15 protein-coding genes are annotated in these 13,367 nt (G+C 66.5%); 4 read left to right on the forward strand and 11 right to left on the reverse strand.

The annotated features are described in order from the left end of the window. Window positions 1–282: 282 nt before the first annotated feature. Window positions 283–816, forward strand: coding sequence for a hypothetical protein (locus tag M1D40_RS15780; protein ID WP_461169444.1), 534 nt, complete (start codon window positions 283–285; stop codon window positions 814–816). 34 nt (window positions 817–850) lie between these two features. Here the strand turns inward: M1D40_RS15780 and M1D40_RS15785 are convergent, their stop codons facing one another. Both M1D40_RS15785 and M1D40_RS15790 read right to left on the reverse strand, forming a co-directional pair. Beyond that, on the reverse strand, window positions 851–1,558 hold the full coding sequence (locus M1D40_RS15785) for a redox-sensing transcriptional repressor Rex (RefSeq protein ID WP_341395251.1): 708 nt from the start codon (window positions 1,556–1,558) through the stop codon (window positions 851–853). 76 nt (window positions 1,559–1,634) lie between these two features. After that, window positions 1,635–1,889 (reverse strand): glutaredoxin family protein, encoded by a 255-nt coding sequence (locus M1D40_RS15790; RefSeq protein WP_341395250.1) that lies wholly within the window; start codon window positions 1,887–1,889, stop codon window positions 1,635–1,637. Between the two features lie 88 nt (window positions 1,890–1,977). On the opposite strand from M1D40_RS15790, the gene M1D40_RS15795 reads away from it, so the two are divergent. After that, entirely contained in the window at window positions 1,978–2,790 is an 813-nt protein-coding gene (locus tag M1D40_RS15795; protein WP_341395249.1) for an HAD family hydrolase, read from the forward strand. Window positions 2,791–2,883: 93 nt separating this feature from the next. Here the strand turns inward: M1D40_RS15795 and M1D40_RS15800 are convergent, their stop codons facing one another. The 6 genes from M1D40_RS15800 to M1D40_RS15825 all read right to left on the reverse strand — a co-directional run bounded on the left by M1D40_RS15800 (window position 2,884) and on the right by M1D40_RS15825 (window position 8,240). Next, the gene (locus M1D40_RS15800; RefSeq protein ID WP_003792170.1) at window positions 2,884–2,982 is read right to left on the reverse strand and encodes a 30S ribosomal protein bS22; all 99 of its coding nucleotides are present in this window, start codon (window positions 2,980–2,982) and stop codon (window positions 2,884–2,886) included. Between the two features lie 147 nt (window positions 2,983–3,129). After that, the gene (locus tag M1D40_RS15805) at window positions 3,130–3,342 is read right to left on the reverse strand and encodes a helix-turn-helix domain-containing protein (RefSeq protein WP_210227694.1); all 213 of its coding nucleotides are present in this window, start codon (window positions 3,340–3,342) and stop codon (window positions 3,130–3,132) included. 150 nt (window positions 3,343–3,492) lie between these two features. Further along, window positions 3,493–4,638: a 3-deoxy-7-phosphoheptulonate synthase gene (locus M1D40_RS15810; protein WP_461169445.1), complete on the reverse strand. Its 1,146-nt coding sequence runs from the start codon at window positions 4,636–4,638 to the stop codon at window positions 3,493–3,495. 271 nt (window positions 4,639–4,909) lie between these two features. Then, complete coding sequence (gdhA, locus tag M1D40_RS15815; protein ID WP_341395247.1) at window positions 4,910–6,250, reverse strand: NADP-specific glutamate dehydrogenase; 1,341 nt, start codon at window positions 6,248–6,250, stop codon at window positions 4,910–4,912. A gap of 85 nt (window positions 6,251–6,335) precedes the next feature. Continuing rightward, window positions 6,336–6,995 carry an ArsR/SmtB family transcription factor gene (locus M1D40_RS15820; RefSeq protein WP_461169446.1) on the reverse strand — a complete coding sequence of 220 codons (660 nt, stop codon included), beginning with the start codon at window positions 6,993–6,995 and terminating at the stop codon, window positions 6,336–6,338. 36 nt (window positions 6,996–7,031) lie between these two features. Further along, the gene (locus M1D40_RS15825; RefSeq protein ID WP_445818931.1) at window positions 7,032–8,240 is read right to left on the reverse strand and encodes an acetoin utilization protein AcuC; all 1,209 of its coding nucleotides are present in this window, start codon (window positions 8,238–8,240) and stop codon (window positions 7,032–7,034) included. A gap of 141 nt (window positions 8,241–8,381) precedes the next feature. Here M1D40_RS15825 and M1D40_RS15830 point away from each other — a divergent pair, with 141 nt between their 5' ends. Both M1D40_RS15830 and M1D40_RS15835 read left to right on the forward strand, forming a co-directional pair. After that, window positions 8,382–9,791 (forward strand): TrkH family potassium uptake protein, encoded by a 1,410-nt coding sequence (locus M1D40_RS15830; protein WP_341395245.1) that lies wholly within the window; start codon window positions 8,382–8,384, stop codon window positions 9,789–9,791. Further along, window positions 9,784–10,452 (forward strand): potassium channel family protein, encoded by a 669-nt coding sequence (locus M1D40_RS15835; RefSeq protein WP_341395244.1) that lies wholly within the window; start codon window positions 9,784–9,786, stop codon window positions 10,450–10,452. The genes M1D40_RS15830 and M1D40_RS15835 overlap by 8 nt, the downstream gene beginning before the upstream one ends. A gap of 103 nt (window positions 10,453–10,555) precedes the next feature. Here the strand turns inward: M1D40_RS15835 and proC are convergent, their stop codons facing one another. The 3 genes from proC to M1D40_RS15850 all read right to left on the reverse strand — a co-directional run bounded on the left by proC (window position 10,556) and on the right by M1D40_RS15850 (window position 13,330). Next, entirely contained in the window at window positions 10,556–11,404 is an 849-nt protein-coding gene (gene proC / locus M1D40_RS15840; protein WP_341395243.1) for a pyrroline-5-carboxylate reductase, read from the reverse strand. 70 nt (window positions 11,405–11,474) lie between these two features. Next, the gene (locus tag M1D40_RS15845) at window positions 11,475–12,305 is read right to left on the reverse strand and encodes a sugar phosphate isomerase/epimerase family protein (protein ID WP_341395242.1); all 831 of its coding nucleotides are present in this window, start codon (window positions 12,303–12,305) and stop codon (window positions 11,475–11,477) included. Further along, window positions 12,302–13,330 carry a Ppx/GppA phosphatase family protein gene (locus M1D40_RS15850; protein WP_341395241.1) on the reverse strand — a complete coding sequence of 343 codons (1,029 nt, stop codon included), beginning with the start codon at window positions 13,328–13,330 and terminating at the stop codon, window positions 12,302–12,304. Before M1D40_RS15850 ends, M1D40_RS15845 begins: the two co-directional genes overlap by 4 nt. Between the last annotated feature and the right edge of the window lie 37 nt (window positions 13,331–13,367).

Raw genomic sequence — 13,367 nt, forward strand, 5'->3', positions numbered from 1 at the left:
GCGCTGTAGCGTTTGATGACCCGCCGGGACCGCAGCGATTGCCTGGCGCGGAGCGTATCCCTTTTTTTGCAAAGGCGGCACCCGAAGATGAGTTCACTTCCTGCTTCCCCCAACCCTCAAAAGCGCCGTGTATTTGGCCTCGGCCGAAAGGCCCCGGGCTCGCCGGGCGTCCGGCTTCCTGCTGCACACCGGCGCGCGGCTGCACCATCGGCAGCAGTGCCGTTATCAGCAGCAGCCCCGCCGGCGCCGCCGGCACCACCCGTCCCGGAAGAGACCGCCGCGGTGGAACAGCCCGCCGGCACCGGCGCTCTGTCAATCCCGGACCCGCCGGCCGCTGCCCCTGCGCCGGCTGTCCCGGCCCGGATTCCCTACAGCGAGTGGAAGGGCCCGCGGCCACGGATCGTGGGTTTCGCGTTCGTCCTGATTCTGGCTGCCGGCGTCATCAGTCTCTGGGGAGGGGTCCGGGCCAGCCGCAGCCCCGTGACCGAGCTGCCGTCCAACGCGGCCCAGCTTGAGAAACTCGGCGTGGATGCCGGCGAGTATGCCGCTGCCCTGCAGGTGGTCACTCTCGCGTCCTCGATCGTGGTTTTCGGCATCTATCTGCTGGTCGCCGTGCTGGTCAGGGAAGGCAGGAACTGGGCACGCATTGGCGGCTCGGTCCTAGCCGCCGCGGGTCTGGCGGGCGCGGCAGCTGCCGGCTCCGTTTTCCAGGCCCTTGCCGTGCTGGCAGCAGCCGGCGGCCTCGGGCTGCTCTACCGGGGTGACTGCAGCAGGTACTTCCGCCCCAGGCGCAGCCAGTACCTGAGCATGTCCTGACGGTTCAGCCGGCTCCCGGACCTCCGGCTGAGAGCTATGTTGCCAACCGGGCCCGGGCCTTGGAGGCGATGTCCGAGACCTGGGCCCGCTGCGCATGGTAGGCCAGGATCTGCAGTTCGGTGGCCAGGTCAACCTTCCGCACCTGGACGTGGTCCGGGACCTGCAGCAGCACGGGCGCAAAGCTCAGGATGCTGGTGACGCCGCACGCAACGAGGCGGTCGCACAGGTCCTGGGCCACCTCCGCGGGAACGGACAGGACGGCCATATTGGTCCGGGTCCGCTCCAGCACGCTCTCCATGGACTCGACCGAGCTGACGCGCAGCCAGCCGACTTCCTGGCCGATCAGCAGCTGGTCCGCGTCGAGCAGGGCCACCACTTCGAACCCGCGGGAGCCGAATCCCGGGTAGCCGGCCAGCGCCCTGCCGAGGTTTCCGGCCCCGACAATGGCTACCCGCCAGCTGCGGGTCAGGCCCAGCGCGGAGGCGATCTGTTCGCTGAGGTAGGACACGTCGTAGCCGACGCCGCGGGTGCCGTATGAGCCCAGGTAGGACAGGTCCTTGCGGAGCTTCGGGGAATTAACACCCGCCGCTTCCGCCAGTTCATCTGAGGACACACGCTCGTTCCCCTCGGCCAGCATGCCGCTCAGCGCCCTGAGGTAAATGGTCAGGCGGGCGAGCGAGGCAGGCGGAATGTGCCGGGCGGCTGCACCGGCAGACCGGTCGGATTCCTCGGAGGTGCTCACATGTGCCTATCGGTTGTCGGTGCTGTCCGGATTTCCCACTCTAAGCCCGCGGCCGGAGGGGACAAAGCTTCCGCCGCTAGGCACCCAGAAGACGTCGAAGACGGGTTTCGTCCAGCTGCCAGAAATCGCGCTGGATGCCGTCGATCAGGAGCACGGGTATCTCTTCACCGAAACGGGAGGTCAGGTCCGCGTCCCCTTCGATGGATTGTTCGCGCCAGCCGATGCCCAGGTCAGAGCGGATCCTCTCGAGAACCTCGCGGGCTCCTTCGCACAGGTGGCAGCCCGGCCGGGTGAGCAGGAGGAGATCAGGATGCGCATCTGTTGAGGTCATACCTCTAAAATAACCGCCCCGTCCGGTTTCCCCGGAACCCGCAAGGGGCGACGGTGCCCCGGAGGACTTTTTGCGTAGACTCAGTGGTATGCCCAGAACCACCGCAGTACGAGCCGCCGAGCCTCTGGCTCCGGCGGTCAAACCCGGCGAGGCTGCGTTTTTCGACGTCGACAACACCCTGATGCGCGGAGCCAGCCTGTTCCACGTGGGCCGCAAAATGTACCAGCGCAAGGTATTCACGCTCCGGGAGGCCTTCGGCTTCGCCCGTAAGCAGGCCAGGTTTATGCTGCAGGGCGAGAACCTCAAGGACGTGCACTCCGTGCGCGACGCCGCCCTGACGCTGGCCACCGGCCTGGCAGCCGCAGATATCCGGGTCCTGGGCGAAGAAGTGTATGACGAGATGATCGAGTCCAAGATCTGGCCGGGCACCCGGGCCCTCACGGAACAGCACATGAAATCCGGGCGGCCCGTCTGGCTGGTCACCGGCACGCCCGTGGAAGTCGCCTCGGTGATCGCGGACCGCCTGCACCTCACCGGTGCGCTGGGAACGGTCAGCGAAATTGACGAAGGGCTCTACACCGGCCGCCTGGTGGGCGAGTTCCTGCACGGTCCGGCGAAGGCCGAAGGCGTCAAGGTCCTGGCGAAGAAGGAAGGCCTCGACCTCGACCGCTGCTGGGCCTACAGCGATTCCTACAACGATGTTCCGCTGCTCAGCCTGGTGGGACATCCCGTGGCGATCAATCCGGACGCCCGCCTGCGCCGGCACGCCAGGGACCGCAACTGGCCCATCTACGATTTCCGGTCCGGACGCCGCGCGGCCACCCTGGGCCTGAAGGGTGCCACGGTGGCCGGGGGCGCCTACGGCCTGTGGCGGGGCTTCTCCTGGGTCCGGTCCCGCTAGGACCGTCGCCGGCCTTGCGGCAGCCAACCAGCCTTAAACAACAAACCCGCCGGGCCCCGAAGGGCACGGCGGGTTTGGCCAGAAAATTCCTGGTTACTTCTTGTTGCGACGCTGGTGGCGGGTCTTGCGAAGCAGCTTACGATGCTTCTTCTTTGCCATACGCTTGCGGCGCTTCTTGATAACTGAACCCACAGAGTCCTCACAAACTTGAAATAGTCAGACGCCGGCTCCAACGCTTCGGCACCGTTGGCACCCGCGCATTGACACCGGCAGATAGTTGCCACGATGTAAAACGTTCTTTAACAGGGTACCGCCTCGCCGCGGTATCCAGTGACAGTACTAGGCAGTGTCTGAACGGCGGTCAATGACGGCGTTTTTCAGCACCTGCTGGACGGCTGATTCCGGCACGCGGTACGAGCGCCCGAAACGGACGGCGGGAAGCTCGCCCGAGTGCACCAGCCGGTACACGGTCATTTTGGACACCCGCATGACATCCGCAACCTCTGACACGGTCAGAAACCTCACGTCCGAGAAATTTCCCTCGTCTGCCATTTGCCTTGAGTCCTTTAATGATGCTCAACAACCGGCTGCACTGCAGCATCGGCGTGAACGCGGTGACTGCCACTGGGACTGCTTTGCGGACCGTTAGTGATTAACCGTCCGGTCTTCCACTCTAGTGTCTGAGGTCACGATAGTGGAAGTTCACCGGCCATCTTCGCGCCGTCTGCGGGCCGCATCGGCAAGGGACCGCAGGACGGGCACAGTGACGTCCCATCCCATGCAGGCGTCGGTGATGCTCTGCCCGTACGCCAGCCGTCCGGGGGCGGATTCTTCCAGTTTCTGGGCTCCGGCAACCAGGAAGCTCTCCAGCATCACGCCGGCCACGGCGGACGACGTCGTTCCGCCGCTCCCCAGCCTGGCCGCCAGTTCCAGTGCAACCTCCGCCTGGCGAACATGGCTTTTGCCGCTGTTGGCGTGGCTGGCGTCGATGATGAGCCTGGGGTTGAGGCCCCTGGCCGCCAGGGCATCGGTTGCCGCAGCCACGTCCGCCGGGGAGAAGTTTGGCCCGGCTGCCCCTCCGCGCAGAATCAGATGCGTGTCCGGGTTCCCTGCGGTGCTGACCACGGAGGCCCGGCCGTCGTCGTCGATGCCCAGGAAGCTTTGCGGCGCCGAGGCTGCCCGGCAGGCATCCAAGGCAACGTCCAGTGAGCCGTCGGTTCCGTTCTTGAACCCCACCGGCATCGGCAGGCCCGACGCCAGCTGGCGGTGGACCTGGCTCTCGGTGGTCCGCGCTCCCACGGCGCCCCAGCTCACCAGGTCCGCCAGGTACCGCGCGCTGACCGGTTCCAGGAACTCCGTGGCGACCGGCAGGCCCAGGTTCCCGGCTTCAAGGAGGAACCGCCGGGCGGCACGCAGGCCTTCGGCGATGTCGTGGGATCCGTCCAGGCGCGGATCGTTGATCAGGCCCTTCCAGCCGACGGTGGTACGGGGCTTTTCGAAGTAGGCCCGCATCACGATCAGGAGGTCCTCCCGGTGCTCGCGGGCTGCCGCCGCCAGCCGCCGGGCGTAGTCGAGTCCTGCCGCCGGATCATGGATGGAACACGGGCCGGCAATGACCAGCAGCCGGTCATCCGCGCCGTTCAGGACGGCGCGGATTTCTGCCCGGGACCGGTCAATGCTGCGGATCAGACCGGAGGCGGGAGCCAGTTCCTGCCGCAGTTGCCGGGGAGCCGGCAGCGGGCTGAACCCGGTGGTCCGGGGATTGGAGTGGGCCGGTTCACGGCCGGCGGCGCCGGGCGCAGCCGGTCCGGTCAGGGGTCCGGTCAGGGGTCCGGAGGTAACAGTCATGGTCTTTCCCGTTCGGCAGGTTGCGGACCGGCGGGGAGACTCCTCAAAGCCCGCCGGATATGGCGAAGGGCAGGGAATCATCCCTGCCCCGGTGGCTCTGAAGGTTGGCGTCAGCGTATTACCGCGCAGGCTCCTCCAGAGCCAACGGAAAATACGCATACCAACGCTTTGTCATGCCTCCGACCGTAAACCCGGCCCGTGCGAACCCGCAAATTCTGTGCCGTGGCTAACGTTATGTGTCGCCGTTTTACCTGTTTGGATGACGCCCTGTTTAGATGACGCCCTGGGCGAGCATGGCGTCGGCCACCCGGACGAACCCGTTGATGTTGGCGCCCACCACATAGTTGCCGGGCGAGCCGTATTCCTCGGCCGTGCGGGCGCAGCTGTCATGGATATTGACCATGATTTCCGTGAGCCGGCGCTCGGTGTGTTCAAAGGACCACGAATCGCGGCTGGCGTTCTGCTGCATTTCCAGTGCAGAGGTGGCCACCCCGCCCGCGTTCGCGGCCTTGCCCGGTCCGAAGAGCACTCCGGCTTCCTGGAAGGCTTCGATGGCTTTCGGCGTGCAGGGCATGTTCGCCCCTTCCGCCACCGCAACCACACCGGACCTGATCAGGGCGGCGGCGTCGGCTTCGTCGAGCTCGTTTTGCGTGGCGCAGGGAAGCGCCACGGTGGCTCCGGCGTCCCAGATGGAACGGCCCGGCACATAGGTGGCGGAGCTGCCGCGGCGCTTGGCGTAGTCGGTCATGCGTCCGCGCTCGACTTCCTTGACCTCGCGCAGCAGCGATACGTCAATGCCCGTCTCGTCCACCACGTACCCCTGGGAGTCGGAGCAAGCCACCACGTTTGCCCCGAGTGACTGGGCCTTGGCGATGGCGTTGATGGCCACGTTGCCGGATCCGGAAACAATGACGCGCTGTCCGTCCAGGCTCAGGTTGCGGGTCTTGAGCATTTCTTCCACGAAGAGCACCACGCCGTACCCCGTGGCCTCGGGCCGGACCAGGGAGCCGCCCCAGCTGACACCCTTGCCGGTCAGCACGCCGGATTCGTAGCGGTTGGTGATCCGCTTGTACTGGCCGAACAGGTAGCCGATCTCCCGTCCGCCAACGCCGATGTCGCCGGCGGGGACATCGGTGTATTCACCGATGTGGCGGTAGAGCTCGGTCATGAAGGACTGGCAGAAGCGCATAACTTCGGCGTCGGACTTGCCGCGCGGATCGAAGTCGGAGCCGCCCTTGCCGCCGCCGATGGGCATGCCCGTCAGCGCATTCTTGAAAATCTGTTCAAACCCGAGGAACTTCACGATGCCCAGATACACCGAGGGGTGGAACCGCAGCCCGCCCTTGTAAGGTCCCAGGGCCGAGTTGAACTCCACCCGGAAGCCCCGGTTGATCTGCACCTGCCCGTGGTCATCCACCCACGGCACCCGGAAAATGATCTGCCGTTCCGGTTCGCAGATCCGCTGCAGAATGGCAGCCTCGCCGAACTCGGGATGCTTGCGGAGCACCGGTTCCAGCGTGTCGAAGACTTCGACTACCGCCTGATGGAATTCGGTTTCACCCGGGTTGCGGCGGAAAACGTCGTCGCGCACGCTGATGAGTGTTGGGTCCATAGTTGTGATTGCTCCTTCGGTATTCCCCACCTACTACGCTAGCGTTCACCTGCCGTGGCTGCGATGTGTGACGGGGGAAGACGCCCTAGGAGCGGCGACGCCGGAACTTCGGGAACTGTCCCAGCAGATCGGCGGCGCGTTCAGCGGCCCTGCCGACGGTACGCCCCAGGTGCTGCGCGGCGGCGGGATCCGCTCCTGCCGGCTGCGCTTCAACGCTTCCCGGTTCCAGCTCGGCTGACGCAGCTGCCGCTGCTGAGCGGGGGTCCGACGACGCCGGACGGCCGGCAAACAGCCGTCCCGTTCGGGCTGCGGCCGGGGCGGCCGCTGCAGCGCCGGCACCTGCCGGGGTGCCTGCCGCACTGCCCGCCGTGCTGAGGGCGGCGAGCCGCGCGTCGGGCCCTTTTGCCTCCTGCAGGGAAGGAAGGTTGAATGCCTTGAGCCACAGCACGATCTCCTCCAGCGGAGCCGACTGCAGGGAGTAGTAGCGTTTCTGGCCCTCGGCGCGCATGCTGACCAGCCCGGCCTCGCGCAGGACCTTCAGGTGCTTCGAGACGGTGGGCTGGCTGACTTCCAGTTCCTCCACGAGCGCGCCTACGGATTTATCCCCGCTGCGCAGCGCACCCAGAAGTTCACGGCGGGTGCCCTCCGCAATGACGGCAAAAACATCATCGATGACCATGACACCCACTTTATCCGTTTCCGGGACAAAGGCCGGTTCCGCTGTCGGCCCGTCGGTGCGGGACATGCGTGGTATCCGGAACGGCTAGTCGAACCAGGAACGCTAGTCGAACCAGGGATCCAGCCCGTGCAGCGGAAAGACTTCCTTGCGGGTGGCCATGACCGTACGGTCAATCTCGTCGTTGGGGTCGTATCCGACCTCCCAGGACCTCCACCACAGTTCCACGCCGTCGCCCATCAGCGGCTGGGTATCCTCCCCGTACTTGTCCTTGACGTACTCGCGCCAGGACAAGGGCACCGGTGTATTGCACCTGATCCGGCCGTTAGCCGCCACGGACATCAGCAGGCTCCAGGAGCGCGGCACCACGGACACAACGTTGTAGCCGCCGCCGCCGGTGGCGATCCATCTGCCGCCGCAGAGGTTGGCGGCGAGGTCCGCGATCGACAGGGCTGCCTGCCGCTGCGTTTCCACGCTGAGCCGGAGGTTGGTCAGGGGGTCATCCAGGTGGCTGTCGCAGCCGTGCTGGCTCACAATAACGTCCGGAGCGAACGCCTCCGCGAGCTGCGGGACCACGGCGTGGAAGGCCCGCAGCCAGCCGGCGTCGGACGTCCTGGGCGGCAGCGCCACGTTGACGGCGGTTCCTTCGGCCCCGGGGCCGCCGGTCTCGTTGGCAAAGCCGGTGCCCGGAAAGAGCGTCAGCCCGGTTTCATGCAGGGAAATGGTCATGACGCGCGGGTCATCCCAGAAGATGCTCTGGGTCCCGTCGCCGTGATGGGCGTCGACGTCGATATAGAGCACCTTGCCGACGCCGCCGGCCAGCAGCCGGGCGACGGCGGCCGCGGCGTCGTTGTAGATGCAGAAACCCGAGGCGCGTTCGGCTGCCGCATGGTGCATTCCGCCGCCGAAGTTCACCGCGTGGAGCACTTCCCCGGAGAGGACGGCGTCGGCAGCGGCCAGCGAACCGCCGACCAGCCGGGCGCTGGCGTCATGCATCCCGGCGAAGGCCGGGTTGTCCTCGGTGCCCAGGCCGAATTTCTCCTGGCTTGACCGCGGGTTCTCACTGACGCTGCGGACCCCGGCGATGTACTCGCTGCCGTGCACGGTTCCGAGTTCCTCGTCGGTGGCGACGTACGGCTTGCCCAGGGACACGCCGGGCAGGTCGAAAATCCCGAGGTCCCGGGCCAGCCTGGCGGTGAGGTCCAGCCGCAGGGGACTCATGGGGTGGCCGACGCCAAAGTTGTAGTCCAGCATGGACTCGTGCCAGATGATGCGGGTCGGCATGACCGGAAGACTGAGTCCGCGGTTGATCATGCTGAACAGGCTACGCGATGTGCGCAATACTGGGAGACTGAGCCGCGGCATACCGCCGGACCGCTGCGGAGAGCTGCATCGGTGATTTACTACTGTGCAGAGCCTCCGCGCCCCACTTGGAACCAAGGAACAAGCACGATTATGGCAACCAACCCGCAGCCCCGGCTGCAGCTGCGGCAGCTTCGCCCCCTCCACGCATTCTCCGCGCTGCGTGACTTTGTGGATTCCTTGGCCGCCAGCTCCCCGGCGCGGCTGGCGCTGATTGTCTTCGGGCTGGTCATCCTGCTGTTCACCGCGCTGCTGTCGCTGCCGGCCTCGTCAAGCAGCGGCGAGGTCACCCCCCTGTACGACGCTTTCTTCACCGCCGTTTCGGCCGTGTGCGTCACCGGGCTGACAGTCGTTTCCACCGCCACCCACTGGTCCGGATTCGGCCAGGTCCTGATCTTGATCGCCATCCAGGTGGGCGGCCTGGGCATTTTGACCATGGCCTCGCTGCTCGCCCTGGCGGTGAACCGCCGGCTCGGTGTCCGGGGAAAGCTGATCGCCCAGGAAGGCATGAACACGGGCCGGCTGGGTGAAGTCGGCTCCCTGCTGCGCATCGTGGTGACCACCACGGTGGTCATCGAACTCATCCTGGCGCTGGTGATGGCCCCGCGGTTCATTATTCTGGGTGAGTCCCCCGGCCAGGCGCTCTGGCATGCAGTGTTCTATGCCGTGTCGGCGTTCAACAACGCCGGCTTCACCCCGCACTCCGACGGGCTGGTCCCCTATGACGAGGACCTGTGGATCCTGGGGCCGCTGATGGCCGGGGTCTTCATCGGCAGCCTCGGCTTCCCGGTGATCATGGTCCTGCTGCAGAGCAGGCTTAACATCCGCAGATGGAACCTGCACACCAAGCTCACCCTTTTGGTGACCACCATCCTGCTGGTGGGCGGCAGCATCCTCTGGGGTGCCTTCGAGTGGTTCAACACCAAAACCATCGGTGAGATGAGTGTGGCGGACCGGATCCTGCACTCGGTGTTTGCGTCCGTCATGACGCGGTCCGGCGGCTTCAACCTCGTGGACATGTCGGACCTGGATTCCAGCACCCTGGTGATCACCGACATGCTCATGTTCGCCGGCGGCGGCTCGGCGTCCACGGCCGGCGGCATCAAGGTCACCACCCTCGCCGTCATCTTCCTGGCAATCGTGGCGGAGGCCCGAGGTGACTCGGATGTCCGGGCGTTTGGCCGGACCATCGCCTTCGGCGCGATGCGGGTGGCCATTTCGGTTGTTGTCCTGGGCGCCACCCTCGTGGCCGTGTCCACGGTGGCCCTGCTCGCCATCACCCAGGAAACCCTGGAACCGGTGCTCTTCGAGGTGATTTCCGCCTTTGCCACGGTTGGGCTGAGTATAGGACTGAGTGAAGAACTGCCGCCGGCCGGAAAATACGTGCTCTCCGCCCTCATGTTTGCCGGCCGGGTGGGTACCATCACCCTGGCTGCGGCTCTGGCCACACGCCAGCGCAACACGCTGTACCACTTCCCTGAAGAGAGGCCCATCATTGGCTGACAGACCAGCTCATAACGCCCCCGTCCTGGTAATCGGGCTGGGACGCTTTGGCTCCGCCACCGCCGAACAGCTGGTCAAGCAGGGCCGCGAGGTGCTGGCGATCGAGCGGGATCCGAACCTGGTCCAGAAGGCATCCACCCTCCTCACCCATGTGGTGCAGGCGGATGCCACGAACATTGACGCCCTCAAACAGCTGGGCGCACAGGACTTCTCCTCCGCCGTCGTCGGCGTGGGAACCTCGATTGAGTCGAGCGTCCTGATCACCGTGAACCTGGTGGACCTGGGGATCGAACACCTCTGGGTCAAGGCGATCACCTCCGCCCACGGCAAGATCCTGACCCGGATCGGCGCCAACCACGTGATCTATCCGGAAGCCGACGCCGGCCGCCGGGCAGCGCACCTGGTGGGCGGCCGGATGCTGGACTTCATTGAGTTCGACGACGACTTCGCGATCGTGAAGATGTATCCGCCGCGCGAAACCCAGGGATTCACGCTGGGCGAATCCAACGTGCGGTCCAAGTACGGGGTGACGGTGGTGGGAGTGAAGTCACCCGGCGAGGACTTCACCTATGCCCGGGCGGACACCAAGGTCTCGTCCCGCGACATGCTCATCGTTTCCGGGCACGTGGACCTGCTCGAGCGGTTCGCCGCCAGGCCGTAGCCCGTAGCCGGGGAAGCGCCGCGGCGGAGGATCATGCAGGGGCCCGGATGCAGCCGGGCATCCCAAGGCCCGTCATCTGCACGATAGATCCGGGCCCGGCCGGCTACTTGGCCGAAAGCTCCGCCGTGATCCTGGCAGCACGTTCAGCTGCGGCACGCGCTCCCCGGGCGATGATGCCGGGAAGCCCCTGCTCGTCGAAGCTGCGGATGGCGGCTTCGGTGGTGCCGTTGGGGCTGGTGACGGCACGGCGCAGCCCGGCAGCGTCAGCGCCGGGTTCGGCCAGCATGTAGCCGGCACCGGCAACGGTGTCGCGGGCGAGCACAGCGGAAAGCTCGGGATCCAGGCCCAGCTCCTCACCGGCGCGGGCCATGGCCTCGGCCAGATAGAAGGCGTAGGCCGGTCCGGAGCCGCTCACGGCCGACACGGCGTCGACCTGATCTTCCGGAACCTGGACCACCCGTCCGGTGGCGGAGAACAGCTCGGCGGCCAGGGCCATGGTTGCTTCGGTGGCGCTGGTTCCGGCGGAAATGGAAATCACTCCGCGGCCCAGGCGGGAGGGCGTATTGGGCATGGAGCGGATAACGGGCTGGCCCTCCGGAAGCCCGGCTTCCAGCATCTCGATCGAGACGGCGGCGGCGACACTGATGACCACGGTCCCCGGATGCAGGACGGGCGCAATCTCCGCGAGCAGCGCCGCAACACCCACCGGCTTGACCCCGAGGACGACGACGTCGGCAGCAGCCGCCGCAGTGCGGTTGGCTTCCGGATCTTCGTTCCCGGCCAGCACGGTGAGGCCGGCATAGCGGCTGCGCAGTTCCTCGGCGCGCTCCGGGCGCCGCACCGTGGCGCTCACCTGGTCCGCGGGCATTCCGCCGGCAAGGATTCCGCCGAGAATGGCTTCATTCATTGAGCCGCAGCCCAGAAAGGTCAGATGCAGAGTTCCGGTATCCATGCCCCCGATTCTGTCACGGCCTGCACTCGCGCCCTCCATCGGGCCCAGGGCAGCGGACCGGGGTGCGCCTCTACTCGGAGATCTGGCCCAGATTCATGCGGGCGAAGTCCAGCGTCTGCTTCAGCTGGTCCTCCCGTTCTCCGGCGCCCTTGACCTTGCGGGTGCTCACTTCGATCGCCACCACGCCCGTATATCCCGACTCGGCCAGGTACTGCATCGCTTCGGCGCAGCGCTGGGTCCCTTCACCGGGCAGCATGTGCTCGTCACGCCCGTTGGGCGTGCCGTCCGTCAGGTGCACATGGTGCAGGCGGCTGCCGAGCTTGCGCAGTTCCTCGTAGGAGTCCATGCCGGCGATGGCCGCGTGCGAGAAGTCCCAGGTGACGTGCTCGTAGGGTTCCGTCACCGGATTCCAGTGCGGCAGGTAGGCCTTCGCTTCCCGTCCGCGGACCCGCCACGGGTACATGTTCTCCACGGCGATAGTCACCCCGTACTGTTCGGAAATGTGCCGGACGCCGTCGGCGAAGTTCTCGGCGTACCCTGACTGCCAGCGGAACGGCGGATGCGCCACCACGGTTTTGGCGCCCACCTCCGCGGCCATGGCGGCGGAGAGCTCAATCTTGGTCCAGGCCTTGCCCCACACCTGCTGGGTCAGCAGCAGGGTTGGTGCGTGGATGGCCATGATCGGCTGCGAGTACCGCTCGCTGAGCGCGTTCAGGGTCTGCGGGTTCTGGCTGTCGTTGCTGCCCGTGACCATGACCTCGACGCCGTCGTACCCCAGGTCGTGGGCGACGGCGAAGGTGTCGTGCACGCTCAGCGGATAAACGGAGGCGCTGGACAGGGCCACCGGTATGAACGGTGTGCTGTTGTCCTCCGCCCGGGAGATCTTGGATGGAATGGTCATTCAGCTGGACTTTCGTAGAAGGTGCCGGGAACGGTTGCCATCGCCGGCTCAAGCGGAGCTTCCGCCGGCGGGCTGTCCGGGAGCGGGCCCTCGGATTCAAAGCGCAGGGTGTCAAAACGCTGGAGGAGCAGGCCCTCGCGCAGCGCCCAGGGACAGATTTCGAGCACGGGCAGGTCGAAGGCCTCCATAGCGGCGTACGCCGTCATGGCTCCGGCCAACACCTGCGAAGCCCGGATCGGCGACACCCCGCCGAGGTTGCTGCGGTCGTCGATGCTCATGGTTTCCAGGCGCTTGGTCCACAATCCCAGATCGGTGCGCAGCAGCTGGCGGCGGACGTAGGGTCCGGCGGCCGACGGCGCGGCGCCGGCTATGCGGGCCAGCGACCGGAAGGTCTTGGACGTCCCCACGGCGAGGTTCGGTTTGCCGCAGGCTGCGAATTCCGCTGCAGCTTCCTCGACCGAGGCCCGGATGTGCTTGCGCAGTTTCTTGATGCTCTTGGCCGTGGGCGGATCACCGGCAAGCCAGTCCCGCGTCAGCCGGCCGGCGCCCAGCGGCAGGGACAGGGCGGTTTCCGGAAGCTCGTCGGCGCCCTGCGCCATCTCGAACGATCCGCCGCCAATGTCCAGGTCCAGCAGGGTGCCTGCTCCCCAGCCGTACCAGCGGCGGACGGCGAGGAACGTCAGCGACGCCTCATCGGTGCCGCTGAGTTCCTTCAGCCGGACCGTCGTCTCGGCCTCCACCCGGGCGAGGACGGCCTCACCGTTGGCCGCCTCGCGAATGGCGGACGTGCAGAAGGCCAGGAGGTCCTGGGCACGGTGGCGCCGGGCGAATTCGCCAGCCTCGGCGACGAACCCGGTCAGCTCGCGCTGCCCCGCTTCGGTGATGGCGCCGTCATCGTCCAAATACGCGATCAGCGACAACGGCCGCTTGTGCGAGGCAAACGGCACCGGCCGGGCACCCGGATGGGCGTCCACCAGCAGGAGGTGGACGGTGTTGGACCCGATGTCGAGGACGCCTAAACGCATGACACCATTATCCCGCGCCGGGACCGGGCTTCCGTAC

Source organism: Arthrobacter sp. Z1-15 (genome assembly GCF_054792395.1).

Excerpts from the sequence above, each read along its gene's own strand:
- M1D40_RS15790 (WP_341395250.1), bottom strand. The coding sequence starts at position 1,889 with ATGACCTCAACAGATGCGCATCCTGATCTCCTCCTGCTCACCCGGCCG.
- M1D40_RS15795 (WP_341395249.1), top strand. The coding sequence starts at position 1,978 with ATGCCCAGAACCACCGCAGTACGAGCCGCCGAGCCTCTGGCTCCGGCG.
- M1D40_RS15805 (WP_210227694.1), bottom strand. The coding sequence starts at position 3,342 with ATGGCAGACGAGGGAAATTTCTCGGACGTGAGGTTTCTGACCGTGTCA.
- M1D40_RS15810 (WP_461169445.1), bottom strand. The coding sequence starts at position 4,638 with ATGACTGTTACCTCCGGACCCCTGACCGGACCCCTGACCGGACCGGCT.
- gdhA (WP_341395247.1), bottom strand. The coding sequence starts at position 6,250 with ATGGACCCAACACTCATCAGCGTGCGCGACGACGTTTTCCGCCGCAAC.
- M1D40_RS15820 (WP_461169446.1), bottom strand. The coding sequence starts at position 6,995 with ATGTCCCGCACCGACGGGCCGACAGCGGAACCGGCCTTTGTCCCGGAA.
- M1D40_RS15825 (WP_445818931.1), bottom strand. The coding sequence starts at position 8,240 with ATGATCAACCGCGGACTCAGTCTTCCGGTCATGCCGACCCGCATCATC.
- M1D40_RS15830 (WP_341395245.1), top strand. The coding sequence starts at position 8,382 with ATGGCAACCAACCCGCAGCCCCGGCTGCAGCTGCGGCAGCTTCGCCCC.
- proC (WP_341395243.1), bottom strand. The coding sequence starts at position 11,404 with ATGGATACCGGAACTCTGCATCTGACCTTTCTGGGCTGCGGCTCAATG.
- M1D40_RS15845 (WP_341395242.1), bottom strand. The coding sequence starts at position 12,305 with ATGACCATTCCATCCAAGATCTCCCGGGCGGAGGACAACAGCACACCG.
- M1D40_RS15850 (WP_341395241.1), bottom strand. The coding sequence starts at position 13,330 with ATGCGTTTAGGCGTCCTCGACATCGGGTCCAACACCGTCCACCTCCTG.